This is a genomic window from Flavobacterium frigoris PS1 (genome assembly GCF_000252125.1).
GTDB lineage: Bacteria > Bacteroidota > Bacteroidia > Flavobacteriales > Flavobacteriaceae > Flavobacterium > Flavobacterium frigoris_A.
On sequence record NZ_AHKF01000018.1, the window covers coordinates 593198 to 615267 of the forward strand.

The window sequence follows — 22070 nt, forward strand, 5'->3', positions numbered from 1 at the left end:
ATATAGTACAAATTATAAAATACTCTGTTTCGTTTCAAATTTCATTTAAACTCTAGCTATTAACGAAGTCTACTTTCATTGTTTGCTAGTGACATGTAAAAAATTTAATTGGTTTTTTTTATAATTTCTACATTGTTTTGGTTTGACATTTTGTTTCGTAAAATCATCATATCCTCACTCACTTTTTTATCTAATATTTTTGCATAGTGTTGTGTGGTTCTTAAACTTTTATGCCCTAACATTTTGCTCACGCTTTCTATGGGAACACCATTTGTGAGCGTTACAGTTGTCGCAAAAGTGTGTCGGGCTATGTGGAAGGTTAAATCTTTTTTAATACCGCAAACGTCCGCAATTTCCTTTAGATAGCTATTCATTTTCTGATTGCTTAAAATGGGTAGCAGTTTATTTTCATTTATGCATTGTGGATGATTGGCATATTTTAGAATTAATTCTTCCGGTATAGGGAGGAGGGGGATTCTTGAAGCTGTTTCTGTTTTTTGTCGATGGGTGAATATCCACTTCCCGCCATCAATACCCATACTTATATTTGATATTGTTAAGTTTTTCACATCGATGTAAGCCAGACCGGTAAAGCAGCTGAAAACGAAAATATCTTTGACTAGGTTTAGTCTCTCAGTTACTAATACTTTGGAATAGATATCTTGAACTTCTTCTTGCGTTAGATAATCTCTTTCGACTTCCCTAATTTTTGATTTATAGTTTGCAAACGGATCTTTGTCCAACCACCCATTTGAAATACAGATTTTGATTATTTTCTTAAAATTCTTAATGTATTTTACTGCCGTGTTGTTGGCGCATTTGCGTACACTTCTCAAATAGAACTCATATTCTGTGATGAAAGAATGATCTATTTTGTTGATTTCGATATCGTATATGTTGTATTTCCACTGCAGGAAGTCTTTGGTGTGCTTGAGTGAGGTTTTGTATCGCTCTAGTGTTCCAAGTGCGTATTCGAGCCCTATTAGCTCTTCTACTTTTCGATTGTGTTCTTCGAAAATAGGGATGAGCATACGTTCACGTTCATGGATGCCGAGAAGTCTATTTTTGAAAACTTCAATTGTGAGAGGTTCATTCCGGTGAATTAATTCCATTTGGATGTCGAATATTTTTGATTTCATTAAATCAAGGTATTCATTTAATGAACGAGCGTTCTCTGTATTGCCTTTCATTTTTGACATCTCAGGTGACCATTTAGCGGAATCTATAAACTTTTTGGTACTGAACTCCATTCTATTTCCATCGACAGTTAATCTTACGTAGATAGGAAGTAGACCTGCAGCATTAGCTTTTGTGCTCTTCGCATAGAAGTGCAATGTGATTTTAGTTTTCATAGTGGTAACCTTTTAATTAGTATTCAATTTAGATTTGTAAAGAATATCAAACAAGATGTCCAAATGATGAACCCGTCAAGGAACATAGATTGAACTGGTTGTTTGAAAGGTTTAAGTTGATTTAGCGAGACCCTAATTTTTGAAAAATTCTAGGGTCTCGATTATATCTCGTTAAGGATGAGATTAGATGAATAATTTGAATATGTCATAAAAGCAAAAACCCCGTAAATCATAAGATTTACGGGGTTTTGATACCATTTGTTTTTGTACTGGCGGAGAAAGAGGGATTCGAACCCCCGGACCTGTTACAGTCAACAGTTTTCAAGACTGCCGCATTCGACCGCTCTGCCATTTCTCCAGTGAGCGGCAATCATTTGCTGATTGCGAGTGCAAATTTAACCTTTTTTTTGATTTAGAAAATAGAAAATTAGTTTTTTTTACTTTTTTTTAAGCTTGCTCTCAAAAGCAGCATTTTACAAGCATTTTAAAAATTAAAGTCAGTGACTTTTTTTTTGTGTTTCCATCCGGATAGATTTAGATCGGTTACTTATTCTAGAAGGGAGAGTTGTAAAAAGAAATTAAATCCACATAATTGTTGGTTTGTGCTAAATCAAATTTAAATTGATGAGGAGGGAGTTCTGGTTTTAAGTGACACCGCTTTATGATTAATAAATTATTCTAAATTAAAACCAGATAAAGATAGGGTTTACTTAGCTTTTTTGGTGTCATTAAAGTTTAAATAACAAACATGTTAATAAATAGGTTAAGCGTTTCTATTGGTTCATTTAATGAATGCCTTTTTTTAGAAACTTTATCCAATTATAAGATGTTCAGCCTGTTACATTTTCAAAATGGTGTATTGGCAGAATTCTTCTACAGACACAAATTCGTTTTGAAGCTTATTAAGCTCCTTTATTATGTTTTGCAATAGTCTAATGCTTTGACGGTAACTCTTGCCAGTTATGCGCTGTATGTCTTTCGGGTAGATGCATAATCTCTTGGGTTCTGTTCTCATACTCTATCTATTACTTTGATCAGGCTTTGATGTACTCTAAAGTGCTATTTATAAGACTTTAGCTAGCATAAATTTATGAAAAAAAGAGATTAATTAGTCGGTTTCAAATAATCTTTGGTATCGGTCTTCTAATAGTGTTTTGTATTTTTCTTTGAATGCATGCGACAGGAATGAATTGTTGATCCACTCGATGGCGATAGGTTTGTTTTTATGGAACCGCTTTGCCATTCCCTTTATTTGTTTTTCATTCAAGCCAAGGGTAATACCCAGTCTCTTGAAATGTTCCCATTTCAGTTTTTTCTTTTTACCTTCTAATGTCAGGGCTAGTTCCTCGGTGTCGTCTGGATTTACGATTGCCACGTTTAATAGATCATAGGCGGGCGCCAATGTCCAGGTTTCACCAGAGTGGATCATCGAAAAATTTTTGAGATGCATGTCATTATTTCCAGTTAAGAAACTGAAAATGGCCAGTTCCAGAAAGTACACTTTGTCGAGCAAGGTGTTGTCCGAAAATTCATCTAAGGCCTTGCCTATTTTTTCCATAGAGCTTTTGTACTTGTCGAAAGCTTCCGTGATTTGGAACATGTCCAGCATATGAATTTTTTCTCCAGTTTCTGTTCTGTCGATGCGTTTGGTGATGTAGGACAGTTCACCCGACTGCAGGCGGATTAAGCTTGACATCACTGTATTGATGCCAAAAGCTTCCGCTATCCGAATAGTGACGTGCTCATTTTCGGGCATTTCTGGAAATTGTGCGGATGGTGGTTTGAAAATATAGTTTCCTCCCAAAGCACCCACCACAGTAAGGCGGCCTTTGTTTCCGTCATGGATGGTATCGTTTACAATAGACAGGGACAATTTGGGTTGTACTCCAGGAACTGCTACGCTACGTTCAACTACATTTTTGGCCAGATCTACCATTTGCTTTAGCGAATGCTCGAATACCGGTTGTTGTTTGCTGCCGAAGAACTCTAAGCTGCACTGCTCGTGAAAATCCCCGGCAGAATCGTCGGCTAATGGTTTGTAACAATAGAGGCATTTCTTAAACATCTTCGTTTGGTATTGGTTGAACACTTACTGCTCCGATACAATTCTGGCAACAGGCGAGGAGTAAGCCCATGCGATCGTTTGGATTAATTTTCCAGTTTTTGGAGGCTATATCTAGCAACCATCCCTCCGGAATCAATCCTTCAAAAAAAGGAAACAACCGTTTTTCGGTGTAGGCTTTTGATTGTACTGGCATGGTCAAACTGATGCTTTCTTTTGGATGCTCTGCAATAAAATTTTCATCGTATTGAAAAGTATAATCTCCATCATCCGTTTCCGTGAGTATTCCCGCTAGGAAGTCTTTATAATATATGGCTGCTTTTCTCATAGTTGCTTTTCGTCATTTTGGGATAATTCTCTTGCACTTACTGGAGCCAAAGTATGGCCAAACATTTTGAGTACTTGGTTTACTTTTTCCAAATTCAGGTTTTCTTTACCCTGTTCTATTTTTCGAATAACAGTCAATGCTACACCAGCACGTTCCGCAAAGGCTTCCTGCGTTAGGTTTACCTCATTCCTTTTCTCTTTTACAAAATCTGCTATTGTCTTCATGGTTATATGCTTTTGCAACGATTCTGAACAAATATAGTTAATTATATGTAAAAGCATATAATATATTACAAAAATGCAAATCTATATGTAAATGCATATAGATTCCGGATTTAATTATTCGAAGTTACAAACTGACATTTAGATCGATTTCTGCCATATGGAACAGCAGTTATAATTTCACATTGAAATTCACTTCATCTTTGTATATAATCAATCAAAAAGCGTTGCAACAGGATAATGATTGATAGGATTTTAAAAAGTTATTCATGTAAAAAGTTAGGAATTATGGCAAGACAGAACGGCATAATCAAATTGAAAGGTACTATCGGGGATATTACCTTTTACAAAACCAAAGATGGACATTTGGCTCGTGAAAAAGGAGGCATCGATGCGAAAGGAATTGCAACAGATCCTGCGTTCCAGAGAACGCGTGAAAACGGAGCCTAATTTGGTAGAGCAGGAAAGGCTGGAAAAATGTTGAGAACAGCATCTAGAACCTTGCTTATCAATTCTACATACAGTAGAACGGTGAGCCGATTGACCCAATCCATGGTCAAAGTGATCCAAGCAGATTTAGTGAACGACAGAGGATTACGTAATGTAATTGATGGCGAAGCAGAATTGGAAGAACTACAAAATTTGTGACTAATTTACTCAAGCCGCTATTTTAAATAAATCTCTCAACTCTATTTCTTTTTACCAATCTATTTTATATTAAGATTTAAATAACTTATGTGAATGTTCGAATAATTTTGCAGTAAATAATTACATTGCTATTGCATTTGGGTCTATAATATAATCAAACTCCGAAGTCAGGAGACTGCGGAGAGCTGGGTGTTATTTCCGTCATCTTGCTTTTATGAATGGTATCCATTCAAATTTCCGAATTTTAAGAAATTGAGTTTATAAACTTATGATCTATAGGTTTTACCTGAAAACCGACTACATTTATATCATCTTCTGCACGTTGTAAATCCTCTTTGTCAATAGTTGAGGAAACGATAAATACTTTACAATGTTTCTTGATTTTGTTATTCAATTGCTCATAATTTTCCATAAATTCAAAACCGTTCATCAATGGCATCATTATATCTAAAAGAATAACCTCAGGCAACGCTGTCGTATCGTCTTGATTTATTATTAAATAGTTTAAGGCTTCCTTTGGATCAGTATATTTAATTATATTTTCAGCGAATGAATGTTTTAACATTACGTGAGAAGCAATGAAAATATCGATTTCATTGTCATCAATAATCATTGCATTTTTGAATTTGGAATATATGATGTTTGTCATGGCTTTAAATTTTTTAACATAATATTAAAAGTGCTACCTACGTTCAATTCAGAATTTATAGAAATTCGACCATCCAACATTTGGACAGTATCTTTAACGATATATAAACCAATACCAGAGCCTATAGTTTTGCTAGAAAGGCGATAAAACATTTCGAAAATTTTATTATGGTGCATATGATCTATACCTATACCATTATCCGAAATACTTAGTTCTAGGGATTCTGAATTGGAAAAGCAACTGATTTTAATATAGTTGTTTGTTCCTTGCTCTCTGTGGTATTTTATGGCATTAGACAATAAATTTTCAATAATTATATTTAATCGTATTTGATCCGTATAAAAAGATTGTTGTTCCTCGATATCAATAATAAAATTAATATTAGTTGTCTGTGGATTTCCTACAAAAGAGTTGATAACGTCAGTAATTGTTTTTTGTAAATCTGTTTGCTCCACTTTCAATGACATGCGATTGTTTCTAGAATAGTTAAGAATGTTCTTAATGAAATTATCCAAACGATTAACGCTTTCCCGAATCATTACAACATGCTTTATCGTATCAGGCTCGCTAGTTTCGGATTCAATAAAGTTAATTAATCCAAGTATAGATGTTAATGGAGACCTAAGGTCATGGGATACACTATAAACAAATCGATCTAATTCAGTATTGGTTTTTACTAGTTCTTTGTATTGTAATTCAAGATTAATTTCCGCTTTTTTCCGTTCTGTAATATCAAATCGAGTAGCTACGTACTGATATGGTTTTCCCTTTTTATCCAAAAATGGTATTATGGTACTAGCTACCCAATATTCGGTTCCATCCTTGGCTTTATTTTTAAGCTCGCCTTTCCAAATATTGCCTTTGGCAATAGTTTTCCACATGTCCTTCATATATTCTTTAGAGTGATAACCTGAACTACATAAACGATGATCCTGTCCCATCAATTCTTCATTTGTAAATTTGGATATTTTACAAAAATTGTCATTCGCATGTGTAATAAGTCCTTTTTGGTCAGTAATTGCTACTATACATGACTCATCAATTGCGAATTTAAAGTCAGATAATTCCTTATTAACATTTATTAATTCTGCCTGTCTATTCTGAGTTAAATCAATTTGAATACTTAGTTCATTATTGAATCTTTCTAATTCTAAGGCTACTCGTTTACTTTCGGAAATATCTGTAAACATTGCTAGTGTCCCTTTTAATTCATTATCGTCGTCGAATAAAGGATTGGCGGAGATATGGGTCCAAACCTCACGTCCTGTTTTAGAAATAAATTTCGCTTCGATGGACACTGCATGTCCTTCTATAATACGAGATAGTTTGTTGACTGTAGTTTCCTTGTCTTCTTCCGCCAAGAAATGATATATCGTTTTATTCGATATGTCCTCTGCTTCATATTCAAGTAAGTCACGCATTTTGTTGTTTACAAGGGAAATATTGGTGTTTTTATCCCATAACCATATACCTTCCTGAGCAGTTTCAAAAATCTGTCTAAATTTTTTTTCACTTTGTTTTAAGGCTTTTTCAATAGCTATTTTTCCAGTAATATCGGTCATTACATTAACAGCGCCAGTTACATTTTTATTTGTATCAAAAAAAGGAACAAGATCTGCAATTATCGTTTTTCTATTACCATTAGGTTCTTCAACTATTACAGTACCGGTTTGTGGAATTCCGTCTTTCAATAATGAAACCATTGGAGAGGATTCTAATGGTATTAACTGATTATCTATCGAATATAATTTAAATGCACCACAATAACGATCTATACCTATTTCAGGTTCACGTCCCCATATTGCCACAGCCGCTTTATTGAAAAGTAAAATTCGACCAGCAGCATCACAGGACTGTATGCCAACTGGGAGGTTTTGTATCAAATTCTTAAATTTATTTTCACTTTCTTCTACTTTTTTTCGGGACGCGACCTGCGGCGTAACATCATTCGTAAAGAAAAATACACCATCAATATTCCCTTTGTCATCATGGTGCGCCTGATACACAACATCAATATACATATCGACTATTGCTCCGTTGCCATGCGGATCGAACTGGAAAAGCATCTCACTTGCTGAAAAGGATTCGCCAGTTTGGTATACATTGTCTAAAAGTTTAAAGATTCCCTGACTTTCTAGTTCTGGTAGTATTTCTTTAACCGATTTTCCGATAACGTCATTTTTACCAATGTTTGATAATAATTGCATATAAGGGGGGTTGGCCAATTCAAAGATATGATTTGGTCCTTTTAAAATTCCCATTGCAAATGGTGCTTGCTCAAAGAGATCTTGATATCGTTTTTTTTCAAGTTGAAGACCATATTCTAATGTTTTTTTATCAGTTATGTCTTTCGCTATACAAAAAATTAAATCATCTTCAGGATCCCAAGTTGCTGACCAAATATTCGGGACGATTTTACCATTCTTGTGTATATATCGATTTTCAAAAAACTCTAATTCATAACCGTTTTTGACCCGTGAATCCTCCGTATAAGTTTTTTCCAGATCCTCGTTAAAAACTAAATCTAAAAATTTAGTACCTTTTAATTCATCTGGAGTATATCCCCAAATTTTCAATGAGGCTGCATTGACATCAACAAATTTCCCTTCGGAATCAATGGTACAAATAACGTCCGTTGAAGCATCTAAAGTTTTGTTCAGGCGTTTTATGGTTTCCTTTAGTAGATGCGTTGTATTATCTAACTTTACTTTAGATTTTAAACGGTCAGAAATATCATGAATAAATAGGCAGATTCTTTCTCTATCAATAGAATCCACATATTTAGTAGTGGAAGTATATGCATCAAATTTAATACCATCCTTCCTAATAAAAGTTACTTCTCCTGCAGCGGATCCTGTATTAATGCGTTCTCGTACTAATGATTTAGCTTTTTCATCTTTTTTATAAATGAGTTCTTCCTTATTTAGACTAATAATTTCGTCTACAGTCATTTTAAACATTTTACAGGCCGCGCGGTTGGCTGTAAGGATAGGACCATCTGATTGACAAAGCAAAATTGCGTCCATACTATTTTCGAAAATGGCTCTGTATCTTGCCTCATTTGAAATCAGCTCCATTTCCATTTGTTTGCGCTTGCTTATATCTGTAAATTTAAATATGATACCTTTCAATTTTGGATCGAGCAACTGGTTATTACCAGTCCCTTCAAACCAGTAATAGTTCCCATTTTTAAATTTCAATCTAAAGGAAATCTCAATAATTTGTCCAGGATTGTTCTTTAGTTTTTCTAAAAAATCGTAAGCTAGGTCCCTATCTTCAGGATGAATTATTTCGAAAATATAATTTCCATGTATTTCTTCATCTGTCCAGCCTGTAATTTTTTGCAATAACGGACTTCTATAAATGGGATTTAAATTTTCATCAACTACTGAGAATATTGCTTCAGTATTTTCTACTAGTGCTCTATATAAATATTCGTTTTTTTTTAATTCTTCTACTGAAGAGTCTGATGAATCATTAAACCCTCTTTTGTCATTAATCATTTCCGTGTTGTTTAATACTTTTTTTATTTTGGTTGTCAGTCTACTTAGATTGTCCTTGAAAACAAAGTCGGTTAGACCATTTGTGAAAAAAAAATTCATGTTTTCTTTAGTTGCTGGATAGGATACAAAAATAAAAGGAGTCGTAGGCACCAGTTTTTTTGCGGTCGTAAATATTGTTTTCCCGTCAAAATCAGAAAAAATAGTATTGGAAAGAATAATATCGGGTTTATACCATTGTACCAAATTTTTAAATCCCTTATTTGTGGTTGCTACCTCTATATGATAATTATTAAATTCTTTTTCCAGGATAAGCTCTATCAGTTCTACATTGTATAAAAATGATTCAACTAGTACTATTTTAGTTAATTTGCTATTCATTGATTTAAATAATGATTTAAATTAATAATAAAAATGATTTTTAGAATTTAAAAAAAAGGGGAGTTTTAAAACTTTGGACTTTAATTATTCGTACTTTTTTCACAAAATTAAGATTGTTTTCATATAAAAAAGCGCTCAAGTAATAAGTGTTATTAAAGGATTATAGATGGCAATCTACTGTAAGAAGTGTTTTTAAGTAAGCATGGGGTTACTATTGGCCAATTGTAATTATTACTGGCTCAAAAAACTGTAGCATCTAAATAATTAAGAAAAGAAAAATTAAATGTAGGATTAGACAAGAATGTCTACTATTGAAATTTAGTAGATCAGTAGTTAAAAAAAAATAGCTCTAAATGTATCATTTAAAAAAAAAGTACTTCAAAATTTCATGAAAAAATCACTGGTAACTGGTTTCACTGCAAATCTTGAAATTCTTTTATCAAGTTTAGCTTTAGAGATATCACGATCATCAATGGTCGATGAAATCATGACTATTTCACAATTGGCAATAACGGATGGCGAAAGTGTTTGAAATTCATCTAAGAATTCAAAACCTCCCAACAGTGGCATATAAATATCGACAAAAATAATTTGAGGTAATGCCGTTATGGTATTCTGATTTTCTTTCAAATACTCCAGAGCATCAGTGATATTATTATACTCTAAAATTGTTACGGCAAAATTACAGTTCTTAATTATTTTAGAAGCAATATATACATCTAGTACGTTATCATCAATTATCATTACTGTTTCAAAGTGTGGTTGTGACTGCTTTTCCATAAAAAAATATTTTTTGAGTTAATAATAATCTAAGAAGATTTAAATGTTAGCTATAATTTAATAAATTTAGTAAATTCTTCTTGTCTTCGTTTTGCAATAGGGAGGATTACACCATTTGTCAATTTGCAGGTATAGCCATCTTTTTTTGAGATATTGATTATTTGTCTGATATTAATTACATAAGAGTGATGAATCCTAAAAAAATAATTTGGATCAAGGATAGTGCTATATTCCCCTAAGTTTTTAGATGATAATATTTTTTTTTCCTTGTCTAAAAAGAATTCAGTGTATTTGCCTTCAGCTTTACAATAAATAATATGATCCATATTGATAAGTTCAATTTTATCGATAGACGAAACAGCCATGTACCCATTATTATGATGTTTGGAACTTAAGATATTTATATCATTTACCCTTTTCTCTTGAAAACAATCCTCCATTTCGATTCTTTTAATGGCTTTATAAACGGAGATTAGTACATCATTAAAATTTAAAGGTTTTAAAAGAAAATCGATAACATTTAATCTGAATGCTTTTACTGCATATGATTGATCCGAAGAAATAAAAATAACTTTTGGTCGATTAAAGTCTAATTCATTAATTAGATCAATAAGACTTTCATTTCTTTTTGAAATATCTATGAATACGAGCTGTGGTTTATGAGAATTAATTAGAGTCATGCTTTTATCGACATCGCTTTCGGTGCCGACCATATTTATAATCATCAGGTTATCCTCTGCGAACGACTTTAATAATTGAGTGGTCTCTTCTTCATCGCTAATTAATATTGCTATTATTGGTTCCATTTGAAAAAAATTGCTGGCTAAGGTTGCCAAATTAAAGAGCAAAGGTTGTTACTCACATTTAAACTGTTTTCTTATTCATAATGCTTTAAATCGCCTTAAAACTAATATCACTTTTAATTCGACTAATAAAAATCTGCTTTCTAATTTCAAATATCGAATTAATGACTTGCCTTCTTAATTTATTAGGAATTTTATTTATTAAGGTTTCTCCGTTTACTAGTTGTATTTCTAGACTATAAATCATAAAGTCTTCTTTAATAATTGTTACTATGCCTATTAATGAAAAGCATAATGTAAGAAACCAATCCGTATGTATTAAAAGGAAGCCAAATACTGTAATACAAAAAAAAGATAATATCAATATTGTCCTATATAAAGGAGCCAATCGTACAGTCTCTAAATGTACTCTTTTTATATCTAAAAATAGAATTTCTTTATTGTTTAAAGCATCAAAGTTAAAGTTTAATAAAACAGAATTTTCTTTCAGTTCAAAGTTCAATTTATTGTTTTTTAAGAGTAGTATTTGTGCTAAATTTTTTTTATTTGTTTGAGTAATTTTGTACAATAGTTGTTATTTAAATATTATATCTTTTAAACTTTTTAGAAGCTTTCTTCTAGAGCTAAGTGTTTGTTATAGAAAATTTTGTAGTTTCAGAAACTTTGATTTATTTTAACTACTCGCAGTATACCATTAACAGATTTAATTTTACGATTAAAACTAGATGCATTTTTAACAGGCAGTTTAATTTCAAAAAAAAAGTATTTAGTTTCTTTGATTAATTTATCTTCCATTTTATTTAAGTTTAAAAAAATTTTGCATTCCACTTTGTGGTGGATTATATACTTTAAAATCGTCTATAACCAATCATTTTTGAATATGTATCAGCAGCTGATAACAAAACTATTTGTTACAATAACTATATATTTAATGGTGAGAATATTGTAATTCTATATCAAGAATTTAATATCTAAATTAGGAATGTCACTTAGCTTTTTTTGAAGCAGATGTGAAAAATAACGTGACTGTTATTATCTACATTAAAACATAATGGAGGAAGTAGAAATCATGTGAAATAAACCTTAATTTAAATTACAAATTTAGTAGTATTTTACTTTTACAACTAAGTTGAATCTAGTAAGTTATTAATTGCAGTCCTATGTAAATAAGTGTAGTCTTATGAATAATAAGTGGTAAAGCAAATAGAATATGAATTCTTAATTTATGGTTTAAAACACTTTGGAGCCTTGCAAAGAAACAGTGTTTCTGCGAATATTTGTTTGTAATGGAAATGTCGTTGTGTATAATAATTCTTCAGTATTTCCTTGGATTCTTGAGGGTGTATGCTATTGCTGCTCCTTCTATATCGTTATCGGTATTAATTTTGGTAGCAAATATTAATTAATTTAAATAATTTCTCATAGGTGATATCGAATATTTTTTCGAAATAGTTTGCCATTTCAGCGATGTCTATTTTACCATTATTAAAAGTCTTCTGCGCGTGCAATGCATAAATGAGTTCAATTAGGGCCGTTTTACTTTTGTTCCATTTTATTGTTTTCATCTGTAAAGGACTTTCCTTGGCCGTTGGCTTATTGTTTGACAGTTTGCTGATCTTATTTTCAATTTAATTCATAAAAATGGCTAACATAAAGTTATGTGTAGTCGAGAAACGATCGTGCAATTCGGAATAATAGGGTTCGAGATTATAGTTGATTTCGGTATTACATCTGGTAAATAATTTATTATCCAAAAAAATACTTCCCAAGCGTTAGTAATTGTAGAACTCTAGACTCTCACTTAAATAATTATTTAACTTGTTTATTTCATTGTCATAGTATGTCCGTCGCATTTTTTTTCCACCCATTGGGTTGCACGTTTCTAATTTTTTAAATGAGATCAGTTTTGAGCTGAATTTGGGTTTAATGATTTTGAAGAACTTAACTTCATCTTCAATGCTCTGGAATTGATGCTGCAAAACATGTTCTTTGAGTACTTTTAAATGTATAGCAATGCATTCGATAGATTTGTCACAGATAGGGATAGGATTATCATAATCAAATGATATTTTACTTAGTTCTTCTTCGTGATCAAACAGAATGGCGTGACTGATTTTAACCATAAAAGAATTTAGGTTTTGGTTGTTAAGTATTACATTTTGTAATACAATACCATCTAAATTAGATCAATGGATTTTGGAAGCCGTTTCTGTTTTCTGTCTGTGGGTGAAGATCTATTTCTCACCATCAATACCTTGGCTTATATGTGATTTCGTCAAGTTTTTGACGTCAATGTACGCCAAGCCAGTAAAGCAGCTGAAAAGGAATATATTGCGAACTAATGATAATTTTTCTGTTTCGCCTTCCGATAGGTACACACGTTCCACTTCTTTGACTTTCGCTTTGTAGTTGGCAAATGGATTTCTGTCTATCCAATGATTGGCCAAACAGATTTTTATTATTTTGCTGAAGTACTTAATGTATTTAACTGCGGTATTGTTATCGCAATTACGCACGCTTTTCAAAAAGAATTCATACTCCATTATAAAGGCATGGTCTATTTTCTTGATGTCGATATCTGAAACTTTGTGTTTTCATTCCAGAAACTCCACCGTATGCTTGAATGATGTAGTGCAGAGCTCCAATGTTCTAGAGGCATATTCTTTTCCTACTAGTTCCTTGATTTTGTTGTTGTGATCCTTGAATATTGGAATTAACATACGCTGATTCACATTTAATCCGAACAGCTGATTCTTTAAACTTTCAGAGGTAAGGATCATATCATTCTTGAAAATCATCTTTTCTGCTTCTACAATCTTTTGTTCGATGTTATCAAGATGACTATTAATTGTTCTAGTCTCTTCACCGGTACCCTTAACTTTAGATCCTTCGCTTGACCACCTTTCAGGGTTGATGTGTTTGTTGCTGCTAAAGTCAAATCGTTTGGTAAGAATTGTTACTCGTACATAAATAGGGCAGGTGCCCTCATTATGGGCTTTTGATCTCTTAAGGTAAAAGAGAACGGATACAGTAGTATTCATAATTGGTAACCTTTTTAGTTATTATTAAATTTAAACTTTATAATAATTTCAAACAAGATGTTTATATAGTGAATAGGCTATTGAACATGTCGTTTGATCGGTTTCTTTTACCGAGGTGTCACTTAAAAAATATAATTTCAGTGACAGCTCGAAAGACACCTAAGTTTTGAGATTTAATGAATAATCTGAACTTCCGTAAATGAAAAAACCCCCCTAAATCATAAGATTTAGAGGGGTTTGCTTCGTTTTGTATTTCTACTGGCGGAGAAAGAGGGACTAAGTGAAATTATGAACCCCTTGTATTCATTGACTTTAAAGCCAATTCTCAGAATGAGTGCACCGAATTATGCACCCTTTTTTTTGACTCAATTTAGCACTTAAATTGCATGAATCAAATTTACGGATTTAAGTCCAATTAATCTCATAAAGACAACCAAAAAATGAACGGGTTGCTTTGCGGTTTTCAATTTCTATTAATGATTTTAGTCAACGATCAAGGTCATTACCTGTTCCTGTTTCAGGCTGGTGTATTGGCAGAATTCTTCTATGCTAACCAATTCGTTTTGGAGCTTGTTAAGCTCTTTGCGGATGGTTTGCAACATTCTAACGCTTTGCCGGTAACTCTTCCCTGTAATGCGTTGTATGTCCTTCGGGTAGATACACAACCTCTTGTTTTCGATTTTCATACACTATCTATAGTTTTGAGTAGGCTTTGATATACCGTAAAGTACTAGCTGCCAAACTTTCGTGGAGTAAAATTAATCAAAAAAAGGATGCATTTATTCTCGCTGAAACAAGGCGTGGAATTTTATTTTATGCTATAATATTGTCGGTTTTTAATAATTCCCTTGCACTGACCGGTGCCAATGTATGTCCAAACATTTTAAGGACCTGGTTTACCTTTCCGAGATTTAGGTTCTCTTTGCCTTGTTCTATTTTGCGAACGACAGTTAGTGCCACTCCAGCACGTTCCGCAAAAGCTTCTTGGGTTAGATTCACTTCATTTCTTTTCTCTTTTACAAAAGTGGCTAATGTCTTCATCGTTATATGCATTTGCATTGATTTTAAGCAAATATAGTATTTTATATGTAAAAGCATATAATTGTTTTTTTTGGTAGGTTTACCGATACAGGGTGACATTTATGTTTAAAAATGTCATTTATACCACTGTAAGACATATGGAACAATGCCTTGTTCTATATCATTAGTTTAAGTGTAATCTTTGTTTTCGAAATCAATCGAAAGCGTTGCAACGGGATGATGATTGAAGGAGTTTTTAGTAAATAATTAATTTAAATTTTTAGGAATTATGGCAAGACAGAAAGGCATAATTAAATTGAAAGGTACTATTGGGGATATTACTTTTTACAAAACGAAAGACGGGCATTTGGCCAGAGAAAAAGGCGGTGTCGATGCGAGCAGAATTGCGAGCGATCCAGCCTTCCAGAGAACGCGTGAGAATGGAGCCGAATTTGGAAGAGCAGGAAAGGCAGGCAAAGTTTTGAGAACGGCAATGCGAACTTTGCTCATTAACTCTGCTGATGGCAGAATGGTAAGCCGATTGACTCAATCTATGATTAAAGTCATTCAGGCGGACATGGTAAGTGAACGCGGATTGCGTAATGTGATTGATGGTGAGGCAGAATTGCTTGCCGGTTTCGAATTCAACATTAGAGGCAAACTGGGCACTTCTTTATTTGCTCCTTTTGTGGGGACAATCGACCGCGCTTCGGGAGACATCATGGTTGATTTGCTACCGTTTGTTCCTGCGAACATGATTGCGGCTGCAAGCGGAACCACACATTTCAAAATCATATCTGCAGGTGCGGAAATAGATTTTGAAGCCGAAACCTTTGTGGTTGCCACTTCGGAAACGGATATTCTAGCGTGGGATTCGAATCAAACCGTCGATATCAATCATATCAATTCAGTTACTCCTGGTAGTACAAAACCATTGTTTTTGGCTTTGGGAATTGAATTTTATCAAGAGGTAAATGGAAGAATGTATCCTTTGAAAAACGGAGCATACAATCCATTGGCATTGGTTCAGGTAAGCGGTCTGTAAAATGGTTTTGGTATTAAATAGGACCTATTTTCCCGAGGGAACACAAGGAGCTTTAGAATGGAACGGCACTTTAGTTTGTTATGCCATCGAGTTGCCCTGGTTGGAAAACCAAAGGCGAATTTCTTGTATTCCCGAAGGAGAATATGTTTTACAGAAGCGGTTTAGCCCAAAATTCAAATGGCATTTACATTTACAAAATGTTCCAGGACGAGATTTTATATTAATTCATCCCGCCAACGATGCCAAAAAAGAACTATTGGGCTGTATCGCTCCCGTAACAATACACACAGGAATAGGGAAGGGCAGTGCCTCGCGAATAGCGTTAGAAAAGCTCACAACATTGGTTTATGCTGCCATGGGACGCAACGAAGAAGTGAAAATAAGGATCCAATATAAAAAGTTAGTATTATGAATATAGTAGAAAGAACAAAATCGCCCACTCCGAAGTTTTTCAGGGTATTGAGAAGTATCGGTTTGGCATTGTTGGGCCTAAGTGGAAGTGTGATTGCGGCACCGGTGGTTTTGCCTGCGGTTGTTGTGAGTGTTGCGGGCTATCTAGCAGTTGCAGGAGGTGTGCTTTCTGCAGTTAGTCAAATGACGGTTGATGAGGAGGCGAAATCGGAGGAGGATATAGTAAAGAGAATGAGGAGAGACAATGAAAATTTAGCAAGAGATGGAATCAAATAACACATTGCACCTTGGAACTGCATCCGGAACCTTGTTGAGTATTGTGCCCAATATCGTTTCCGAAGATATCATAAAAACTATTATCTTAGCAGGTATAGGAGCCATGGTCAGTTTTACGATTTCGCTTCTTTTGAAATGGTTGCTCAAAATCAAAAAATAAGTATTCCGGTTATGATTGGTAACCTTTTCCGGATTAAGTAGGAAAGCCTGGTCCGTGTGGATCAGGCTTTTTTGTTTATCAAAAATGTGAAGCTTTAAAATAATATAGACTATTAATAATCTCCTTTTCCCTTGATACAATGACGAACTCCCCCTCTTGGGTTTTCCATGTCTCCTTGATATCTGGGGATAAGATGACAGTGAAAGTGAAACACTGTTTGTCCAGCAGTTTCTCCGCAGTTCATCCCAATATTATAGCCATGAGGTTTAAGTTCTTTTTCTATTAAATCCTTTGCTATTAAAATTAGTTCATCTAAATTTTTACGTTCTTCAGAAGTTAGGTCAAAGTAATCCGATTTTGGACTATTGCTTATTATTAGAGAATGACCTGGCGAAACAGGAAATGCATCTTTTATTATAAAAAAGTGTTCCCCTTTATAGAGGATTCTTTCTTGTTCGATTTCTAAAAAGTTTTTCATTAGAAGTTACCTATTAATTCGTTTTCAGGCTTCCAGGTATGAATAGAATTGGAAAGTGCGATATTATATTGTTTTTCCAGAAATAATCGACGTTGTTCTTTATTTCTCCCTGTTTGATTGATTATTGTTTCTGCAAGAGGATGTTTGCTTTCAATATAAAATTCATTTCTATTGAAAAGTCGCTCCAAAAATCTTCTTTCTGGAATGCGAGCACTTTTGATAGAATTTACAGATCTATCGGCTAAAACTAAATTCCATACTCCGTTTATATTTGCATCATTTTTGGAGTGTGCTAATTTGTTGATATGCGGCAAAAAATGATCTACTTGGCAGATATTAGAATCCTTTTTTAAAATTGAAATATCTTGTGATGAATAGAAGCATTTTCCTTTTTGATACCCATTTAAGGAATCTCGTACCGATGTAATGTCATATCGTCGCATAAAATCATTTTCGATAAAGAATAAGGATTTATCCTCATCATATTTTACTTCCAGAAGATTCGGGTTTATTTTTAAATTCCAAGCTGTTTCTACAAGGTTCCAGCGAGCTTCGACTTCTTGTTCAAAGTTTTGGTATTGAAACATCTCTTTTAGTTTTAGAAGATTGTCAGTAATAATTATTTCTTTTTTGCCTCCTACATAATTTTTCTCGTAAAAAGGATTTGGAATCACATCTCCATTTACATTTTGAAATGCATCAACTACGTTTACAAAACCCAATTTGATTGTCGTTTCAATCAAGCTTGATTCCGTTACTTCATCTTTAATAAACTGTCTGCAAGAATTAAGGAATTGGCTGGATTGACTATTACCCTGTTTGTCACTGATTCTTAAATGATTTACAATATTTTTAGAAAATGGAATTGCCAATTCATCAAGAGAAATAGTTGTCTTTTCTTTTTCGATTATTTCCAATAAAGACTTTGCAAAAGCAAATTTATAAGTGGCCGAGTTTTTACCAAATAATATAATAGCCCTCCATTGGGATTCTAAAGAAGGATCATTAATTTGAAATTTGGTAGACATATTTTTTTATCAGATAAATCAAATATACAGAAATAGTGGACGGAAAGAGGATTATAAAAACATTGTTTTTTCAGATAATCATAATTGTCTACCGCTTATTTGAATCAGGCTATTTATTTTCAGTAATACTATTTATCCATTCTTTTTCCCTTCTGATTATTTTCCAAAGAAAAAAAGAAAAAAAAGAAAGTCGTCGGGAAGAGGAGGTTTCAAATGGAGTCAAGTTTTTTTGGAAAAATACTACCTAACTGTTCTTCTGGAAGGAAAGCTTCATAGTATAATCAAAAGGGAATTGTGAAAAGTGAAGGTGGAGATTTTTTCAAAAACCCGGAGGGCCTGAACTTTACTTTTTGAAACCGGAGCTTAATTTTATTTTCTTTTTTTTAATTTTTTTGTAGACAGCAGTATGTTTTCTTATTCCTCGTTGCTGGGAAGTTTATTTGATAATCATTGCTGTTTTACCTTTTTATAATGTTAACCTTTTTGCTATTCTGTTTATGACAGGCTTTGTTCTAACCCAATTATCCCATAAAAAAAGGAGGCCTAATTAAAGGCCTCCAATTCTAGATTCTGATTTACCATTCTCAACTTTTATCTTACGATATCATTGATTATTGCATACTCTACTCTGTGAAGATGGACATATACAAATGCTTAATCAAAATCATACTCAAAGATACAATTATCATTTCCGTAACTATAAGATATCTAACACTTTAACTATTTTTTAACTGGTTGATTATCAGTCCTTAAAAGACAGGCTATTTTACTGCTAACAACTAAAAAAAACTCAAAATATAGTAACTGTTTTCAGAATTTATCAAAAATTGGCTTTAGTTCAGGTTTTTTATGGTGGCCTTATTATCGTAGCTATTGAATTTTGCTTATTCTTCCTTTTTTTTATTTTTTCAGGGGCACTATAGCTCTTGTGTGCAGTTCTTTTTGAAAACGTCTTTATATAGTAGGCAATCAAACACCCCCAAGCACCGGAGCAAAAAATAATCGTAGCGGTAGTGGAGATTATTTATTGTGAGGAGCGCAGTGGCGGGGTTGCGGCAATCGAACAGCCACCTCAGGACGGGAACGAAGCGTAGCTTGCGAAGTGGAGTGCAGTACTGAGAGCGTGAAACGGCGGGGATTAAATATTCGGCAGCCTTTGGCGTTCCTTGATTTAGGGCGAAGTGAACCTAACAATATATAATGGACCATGGATAATCTACTATTGAAAAAGAGATTCCACTAAATTTCTGTGAACGGCGCCAACCCCGATGGCTGTGCGAAGGAGCAACCGCTGAAAAAACATGGGGCGACAGACAAAATACGGCTGGAATGCAGTGGAACGTAGCTTGCGGAGTGTAACGGAATGAAGCTGTATTATGGATGTACTAGCCCCAGCGAACACAGGAAGAGAGCGTGTGGAGATGAGGAACGAGGCAGCGCAAAAAAATAGCTGCTTATTTTCAAGCTGCTGTTTTTTTTGTGGCTGAATCGTGTCTGCAGAACGGAGGAAGGTACGACCGACTGCAGCAGCCGAACGGAACAAAGGGAACGACCGAAGTGAGACCGATTGATTGCTAGTTTTATTTGTACCGACTTTTTATTGTAAAATTTTTAATTAGAAATACCACACTACTTGTTATTCTTTGCCACAAATAATCCTGTATACGAGAGGCGCTAACTAGAATTTCGCGGTAGCAGGTTGACTAAATATAATGTAAGCAAAAAGCCCTCCTTCAAGCTTCGTTAATTGCAATGCTTTAAGGGTATTATTTAATGGTTTTTTCTCGAAGGATGGTAGATTTTACTGCTGCCTTTCTTATAGGCTATCCCAAAATTCAGAACTCTGTTGGTCCATATCTAAGCTGTCATTATAATATTCACTTCTATTATAATCCTTTTCGCCTAAATCATAATTCTTTTCCTTTTTTTGATTTTCCCAATTCTGAAGCTTTTCTTGTAGATAGTCTATTGCCTCGGGGCCTACTGCAATATAAGGAAATTTTTTCTTGATAAATTTTATAACTTCAGGAGTGACATAAAAATGATCAAGGTTTATGGCGCACCAATCAATATAATCTGCATCGTATTCTACAGCTTCTATTAACGTTTGTCCCTTGTGTTTACCAAATGTCAAAACAGTGTCATAATTATAATATTTCATATTTATTGAAATTTAAGATGTTATTGAACGCCCCGCACTCACTTTTCCATAATTACCAGTTACGTTCCTACAGCCTTTTTATGGGTTGTGGAAGTGAGTTAAGATTTTTATTGAAGTAATTTAATGTTAATTCAAATATTAAACTAATATCAAATTAAAGACTAAAACCCGAAGCTGGAAAAAATAATCAGTTTTAGGTAGGAGTTATTTTCGTTTTTGTGCTAACCACATTGTGTGTTCCCTAGACATAGCATTTTCAGAATCTAAAACAAATTTAGAAAATGCTTCTTCCGTATTTAATTCTTCTGCTTCTAGTTTAATTATGTTCAGCTCAGAAGTAGCAGTCGTGTAAGCTTCTTTATTTTCTTGATATTTTTTTAATTGCAACCAGCTGAAAAAGCACGCGGATAATGTCGAAAAAAGTCCTACAAAATTAAAATTGCAATCAGGGAATTTTATTAAAAAACCGATAGAAAGTAGAGCTAAAATTTGGGCTATTATTACAGCCCAAAACCATCTTTCATAATTACTTTTGTTTATTTCTGCTTTATCTTTATACCAATTAATTTGATTTTCAATACGATGCAGTAAATAATATTGTTTACGATTCTCAAGTGAATAATTTCTAATTAGTTTCATCTCATCAGTGATAATGGGAAGAGCCAATAGGTTAGCGCTTAATTCTTTGTTTAAATCTAAGAATTCATTTTTAATATCTGTGATTCTTTCGGTGAATCTTTTTTTTGCCTCTAAAGGAGTTAAATTGTGTTCAAAATATTCTGAACAAGTTATATATCGCCAAGTTAGCGTTTTGCAGGATTCTGCTAATGCTCGGCCGCGATACCAAACATCCTCGTACTGCTTGTTTTTTATAACAAGAGAAAAAATTGTGGCAACCAAAAGTAATATCCCTGATATTACATAAATTATTGTTTTACTATTTTCTTCGCTAAAATTAAAAATGGATAGAGCAGCAGCAAAAACCATTAATATTAAATCCCATTTTACGAAATTCACATATGTTGATTGAGCCACAAGTGAAGCTTTGTCACCAGCGCGAAAATAATTTGGAAAATCTTTATCTTTCATCACGGTTTAACTTTTGTAGATCCTGAAATCGCATGACCTCTTTTATCAAATGCTTGATCAATATAGTAGTTGGGATTGGTGCAAAAGTCTTCCCATGTTGTTAAAACACAGTACCTATCATCTTCACTCCACGAGCATTTATCCTTAGGGATGTAATAGTTATATGAAAACTCTTTCACAACTGTAAGATCATCAATTTTAACAATAGTATGTGAACCACCACAAGTCAAACAATTATTTGTTCCTAAGTATACAGAGTTTGACATATCAGGAAGCACTATTCCTAAAATACCATTTTTTGTGTTGTTTGCCCCATGATATAATGATGCTTGTAATTCTCTTTTTATAAATGTTTGATTTTGAGAAAATGAATTTTCAGCTGACTGTGTTCCAATTAGAAAAATAGTTACTGTTGAATCAGATAAATAATTTTCACGTATTTTTCTCATTATATAATCTTCGTCATCCGAGTTAATTGGTTCGTGTAATGATTTATCGATCATATCAACATCAAGTTTATCATGAATATGTTTTTTATAATCATGGTCTTGAGTTTTAAATGAAATGAAACATTTATGTGCCATAAGTTTGATATTTGTGGTTAGGTTATAAATTCGGATAATTAGAAAACTATTTC

General features: G+C 33.4%; 23 protein-coding genes, 1 tRNA gene and 1 pseudogene. 5 read left to right on the top strand and 20 right to left on the bottom strand.

The window, feature by feature from the left end; translation table 11 throughout:
- Nucleotides 1-104: 104 nt before the first annotated feature.
- The 5 genes from HJ01_RS11290 to HJ01_RS11310 all read right to left on the bottom strand — a co-directional run bounded on the left by HJ01_RS11290 (nt 105) and on the right by HJ01_RS11310 (nt 3966).
- A complete protein-coding gene (locus HJ01_RS11290; protein ID WP_007138548.1) occupies nt 105-1352 on the bottom strand; it encodes a site-specific integrase in 1248 nt (415 codons plus the stop codon).
- A 270-nt stretch (nt 1353-1622) separates the two neighbouring features.
- Nucleotides 1623-1710: transfer RNA gene (locus tag HJ01_RS11295), tRNA-Ser, on the bottom strand.
- 750 nt (nt 1711-2460) lie between these two features.
- Nucleotides 2461-3288 carry a HipA domain-containing protein gene (locus HJ01_RS11300; protein ID WP_238531085.1) on the bottom strand — a complete coding sequence of 276 codons (828 nt, stop codon included), beginning with the start codon at nt 3286-3288 and terminating at the stop codon, nt 2461-2463.
- 121 nt (nt 3289-3409) lie between these two features.
- Nucleotides 3410-3742: a HipA N-terminal domain-containing protein gene (locus tag HJ01_RS11305; RefSeq protein WP_007138550.1), complete on the bottom strand. Its 333-nt coding sequence runs from the start codon at nt 3740-3742 to the stop codon at nt 3410-3412.
- Nucleotides 3739-3966, bottom strand: a complete 228-nt coding sequence (locus HJ01_RS11310; protein ID WP_007138551.1) for a helix-turn-helix domain-containing protein — start codon at nt 3964-3966, stop codon at nt 3739-3741. Before HJ01_RS11310 ends, HJ01_RS11305 begins: the two co-directional genes overlap by 4 nt.
- A gap of 285 nt (nt 3967-4251) precedes the next feature.
- Here HJ01_RS11310 and HJ01_RS11315 point away from each other — a divergent pair.
- A pseudogene (locus HJ01_RS11315) lies at nt 4252-4590 on the top strand (hypothetical protein); the annotation flags it as partial.
- A 265-nt stretch (nt 4591-4855) separates the two neighbouring features.
- On the opposite strand, the gene HJ01_RS11320 reads toward HJ01_RS11315, so the two are convergent.
- From HJ01_RS11320 to HJ01_RS11365, 10 genes are all read right to left on the bottom strand, one after another.
- Entirely contained in the window at nt 4856-5260 is a 405-nt protein-coding gene (locus HJ01_RS11320; protein WP_040473868.1) for a response regulator, read from the bottom strand.
- On the bottom strand, nt 5257-9141 hold the full coding sequence (locus HJ01_RS11325; RefSeq protein WP_040473869.1) for a PAS domain S-box protein: 3885 nt from the start codon (nt 9139-9141) through the stop codon (nt 5257-5259). The genes HJ01_RS11320 and HJ01_RS11325 overlap by 4 nt, the downstream gene beginning before the upstream one ends.
- Before the next feature lie 378 nt (nt 9142-9519).
- A complete protein-coding gene (locus tag HJ01_RS11330; protein ID WP_007138556.1) occupies nt 9520-9921 on the bottom strand; it encodes a response regulator in 402 nt (133 codons plus the stop codon).
- Nucleotides 9922-9971: 50 nt separating this feature from the next.
- The gene (locus HJ01_RS11335) at nt 9972-10727 is read right to left on the bottom strand and encodes a LytR/AlgR family response regulator transcription factor (RefSeq protein WP_007138557.1); all 756 of its coding nucleotides are present in this window, start codon (nt 10725-10727) and stop codon (nt 9972-9974) included.
- Nucleotides 10728-10812: 85 nt separating this feature from the next.
- Nucleotides 10813-11292 carry a hypothetical protein gene (locus tag HJ01_RS11340; protein WP_007138558.1) on the bottom strand — a complete coding sequence of 160 codons (480 nt, stop codon included), beginning with the start codon at nt 11290-11292 and terminating at the stop codon, nt 10813-10815.
- Nucleotides 11293-12103: 811 nt separating this feature from the next.
- Nucleotides 12104-12352: an RteC domain-containing protein gene (locus tag HJ01_RS11345; RefSeq protein ID WP_081478711.1), complete on the bottom strand. Its 249-nt coding sequence runs from the start codon at nt 12350-12352 to the stop codon at nt 12104-12106.
- A gap of 144 nt (nt 12353-12496) precedes the next feature.
- Complete coding sequence (locus tag HJ01_RS11350) at nt 12497-12847, bottom strand: RteC domain-containing protein (protein WP_050855224.1); 351 nt, start codon at nt 12845-12847, stop codon at nt 12497-12499.
- 111 nt (nt 12848-12958) lie between these two features.
- Nucleotides 12959-13300 carry a phage integrase SAM-like domain-containing protein gene (locus HJ01_RS17970; RefSeq protein WP_316928992.1) on the bottom strand — a complete coding sequence of 114 codons (342 nt, stop codon included), beginning with the start codon at nt 13298-13300 and terminating at the stop codon, nt 12959-12961.
- Between the two features lie 18 nt (nt 13301-13318).
- Nucleotides 13319-13765, bottom strand: coding sequence for an Arm DNA-binding domain-containing protein (locus HJ01_RS17160; protein WP_050855226.1), 447 nt, complete (start codon nt 13763-13765; stop codon nt 13319-13321).
- Between the two features lie 813 nt (nt 13766-14578).
- Entirely contained in the window at nt 14579-14806 is a 228-nt protein-coding gene (locus HJ01_RS11365) for a helix-turn-helix domain-containing protein (RefSeq protein ID WP_040473930.1), read from the bottom strand.
- A gap of 268 nt (nt 14807-15074) precedes the next feature.
- Here HJ01_RS11365 and HJ01_RS11370 point away from each other — a divergent pair, with 268 nt between their 5' ends.
- From HJ01_RS11370 to HJ01_RS17745, 4 genes are read left to right on the top strand one after another with little or no spacing between them, the layout of a single operon-like run.
- Nucleotides 15075-15830: a hypothetical protein gene (locus HJ01_RS11370; protein WP_007138565.1), complete on the top strand. Its 756-nt coding sequence runs from the start codon at nt 15075-15077 to the stop codon at nt 15828-15830.
- 1 nt (nt 15831) lies between these two features.
- A complete protein-coding gene (locus HJ01_RS11375) occupies nt 15832-16242 on the top strand; it encodes a DUF5675 family protein (RefSeq protein WP_007138566.1) in 411 nt (136 codons plus the stop codon).
- Nucleotides 16239-16517, top strand: a complete 279-nt coding sequence (locus HJ01_RS11380) for a hypothetical protein (RefSeq protein ID WP_007138567.1) — start codon at nt 16239-16241, stop codon at nt 16515-16517. The genes HJ01_RS11375 and HJ01_RS11380 overlap by 4 nt, the downstream gene beginning before the upstream one ends.
- The gene (locus HJ01_RS17745) at nt 16504-16677 is read left to right on the top strand and encodes a hypothetical protein (protein WP_100208559.1); all 174 of its coding nucleotides are present in this window, start codon (nt 16504-16506) and stop codon (nt 16675-16677) included. The genes HJ01_RS11380 and HJ01_RS17745 overlap by 14 nt, the downstream gene beginning before the upstream one ends.
- A gap of 112 nt (nt 16678-16789) precedes the next feature.
- Here HJ01_RS17745 and HJ01_RS11385 read toward each other — a convergent pair whose 3' ends face one another.
- The 5 genes from HJ01_RS11385 to HJ01_RS11405 form a co-directional block, all read right to left on the bottom strand.
- Nucleotides 16790-17155: an HIT family protein gene (locus tag HJ01_RS11385; RefSeq protein WP_007138569.1), complete on the bottom strand. Its 366-nt coding sequence runs from the start codon at nt 17153-17155 to the stop codon at nt 16790-16792.
- A complete protein-coding gene (locus HJ01_RS11390; RefSeq protein WP_007138570.1) occupies nt 17155-18183 on the bottom strand; it encodes an HNH endonuclease domain-containing protein in 1029 nt (342 codons plus the stop codon). Before HJ01_RS11390 ends, HJ01_RS11385 begins: the two co-directional genes overlap by 1 nt.
- Nucleotides 18184-19999: 1816 nt before the next feature.
- Nucleotides 20000-20344 carry a hypothetical protein gene (locus tag HJ01_RS11395; RefSeq protein WP_007138571.1) on the bottom strand — a complete coding sequence of 115 codons (345 nt, stop codon included), beginning with the start codon at nt 20342-20344 and terminating at the stop codon, nt 20000-20002.
- Nucleotides 20345-20548: 204 nt separating this feature from the next.
- A complete protein-coding gene (locus tag HJ01_RS11400) occupies nt 20549-21433 on the bottom strand; it encodes a DUF4231 domain-containing protein (RefSeq protein WP_007138572.1) in 885 nt (294 codons plus the stop codon).
- Entirely contained in the window at nt 21433-22017 is a 585-nt protein-coding gene (locus HJ01_RS11405) for a TIR domain-containing protein (protein WP_007138573.1), read from the bottom strand. Before HJ01_RS11405 ends, HJ01_RS11400 begins: the two co-directional genes overlap by 1 nt.
- Nucleotides 22018-22070 lie beyond the last annotated feature (53 nt).

What these genes read in the sequence shown, in the direction of transcription:
- HJ01_RS11325 (WP_040473869.1), bottom strand. Translation starts at nt 9,141, where the DNA reads ATGAATAGCAAATTAACTAAAATAGTACTAGTTGAATCATTTTTATAC.
- HJ01_RS11300 (WP_238531085.1), bottom strand. Translation starts at nt 3,288, where the DNA reads ATGGTAGATCTGGCCAAAAATGTAGTTGAACGTAGCGTAGCAGTTCCT.
- HJ01_RS11395 (WP_007138571.1), bottom strand. Translation starts at nt 20,344, where the DNA reads ATGAAATATTATAATTATGACACTGTTTTGACATTTGGTAAACACAAG.
- HJ01_RS11330 (WP_007138556.1), bottom strand. Translation starts at nt 9,921, where the DNA reads ATGGAAAAGCAGTCACAACCACACTTTGAAACAGTAATGATAATTGAT.
- HJ01_RS11385 (WP_007138569.1), bottom strand. Translation starts at nt 17,155, where the DNA reads ATGAAAAACTTTTTAGAAATCGAACAAGAAAGAATCCTCTATAAAGGG.
- HJ01_RS11405 (WP_007138573.1), bottom strand. Translation starts at nt 22,017, where the DNA reads ATGGCACATAAATGTTTCATTTCATTTAAAACTCAAGACCATGATTAT.
- HJ01_RS11365 (WP_040473930.1), bottom strand. Translation starts at nt 14,806, where the DNA reads ATGAAGACATTAGCCACTTTTGTAAAAGAGAAAAGAAATGAAGTGAAT.
- HJ01_RS11310 (WP_007138551.1), bottom strand. Translation starts at nt 3,966, where the DNA reads ATGAAGACAATAGCAGATTTTGTAAAAGAGAAAAGGAATGAGGTAAAC.
- HJ01_RS17745 (WP_100208559.1), top strand. Translation starts at nt 16,504, where the DNA reads ATGGAATCAAATAACACATTGCACCTTGGAACTGCATCCGGAACCTTG.
- HJ01_RS11305 (WP_007138550.1), bottom strand. Translation starts at nt 3,742, where the DNA reads ATGAGAAAAGCAGCCATATATTATAAAGACTTCCTAGCGGGAATACTC.
- HJ01_RS11335 (WP_007138557.1), bottom strand. Translation starts at nt 10,727, where the DNA reads ATGGAACCAATAATAGCAATATTAATTAGCGATGAAGAAGAGACCACT.
- HJ01_RS11370 (WP_007138565.1), top strand. Translation starts at nt 15,075, where the DNA reads ATGGCAAGACAGAAAGGCATAATTAAATTGAAAGGTACTATTGGGGAT.
- HJ01_RS11375 (WP_007138566.1), top strand. Translation starts at nt 15,832, where the DNA reads ATGGTTTTGGTATTAAATAGGACCTATTTTCCCGAGGGAACACAAGGA.
- HJ01_RS11290 (WP_007138548.1), bottom strand. Translation starts at nt 1,352, where the DNA reads ATGAAAACTAAAATCACATTGCACTTCTATGCGAAGAGCACAAAAGCT.
- HJ01_RS11350 (WP_050855224.1), bottom strand. Translation starts at nt 12,847, where the DNA reads ATGGTTAAAATCAGTCACGCCATTCTGTTTGATCACGAAGAAGAACTA.
- HJ01_RS11390 (WP_007138570.1), bottom strand. Translation starts at nt 18,183, where the DNA reads ATGTCTACCAAATTTCAAATTAATGATCCTTCTTTAGAATCCCAATGG.
- HJ01_RS17160 (WP_050855226.1), bottom strand. Translation starts at nt 13,765, where the DNA reads ATGAATACTACTGTATCCGTTCTCTTTTACCTTAAGAGATCAAAAGCC.
- HJ01_RS11320 (WP_040473868.1), bottom strand. Translation starts at nt 5,260, where the DNA reads ATGACAAACATCATATATTCCAAATTCAAAAATGCAATGATTATTGAT.
- HJ01_RS11380 (WP_007138567.1), top strand. Translation starts at nt 16,239, where the DNA reads ATGAATATAGTAGAAAGAACAAAATCGCCCACTCCGAAGTTTTTCAGG.
- HJ01_RS11400 (WP_007138572.1), bottom strand. Translation starts at nt 21,433, where the DNA reads ATGAAAGATAAAGATTTTCCAAATTATTTTCGCGCTGGTGACAAAGCT.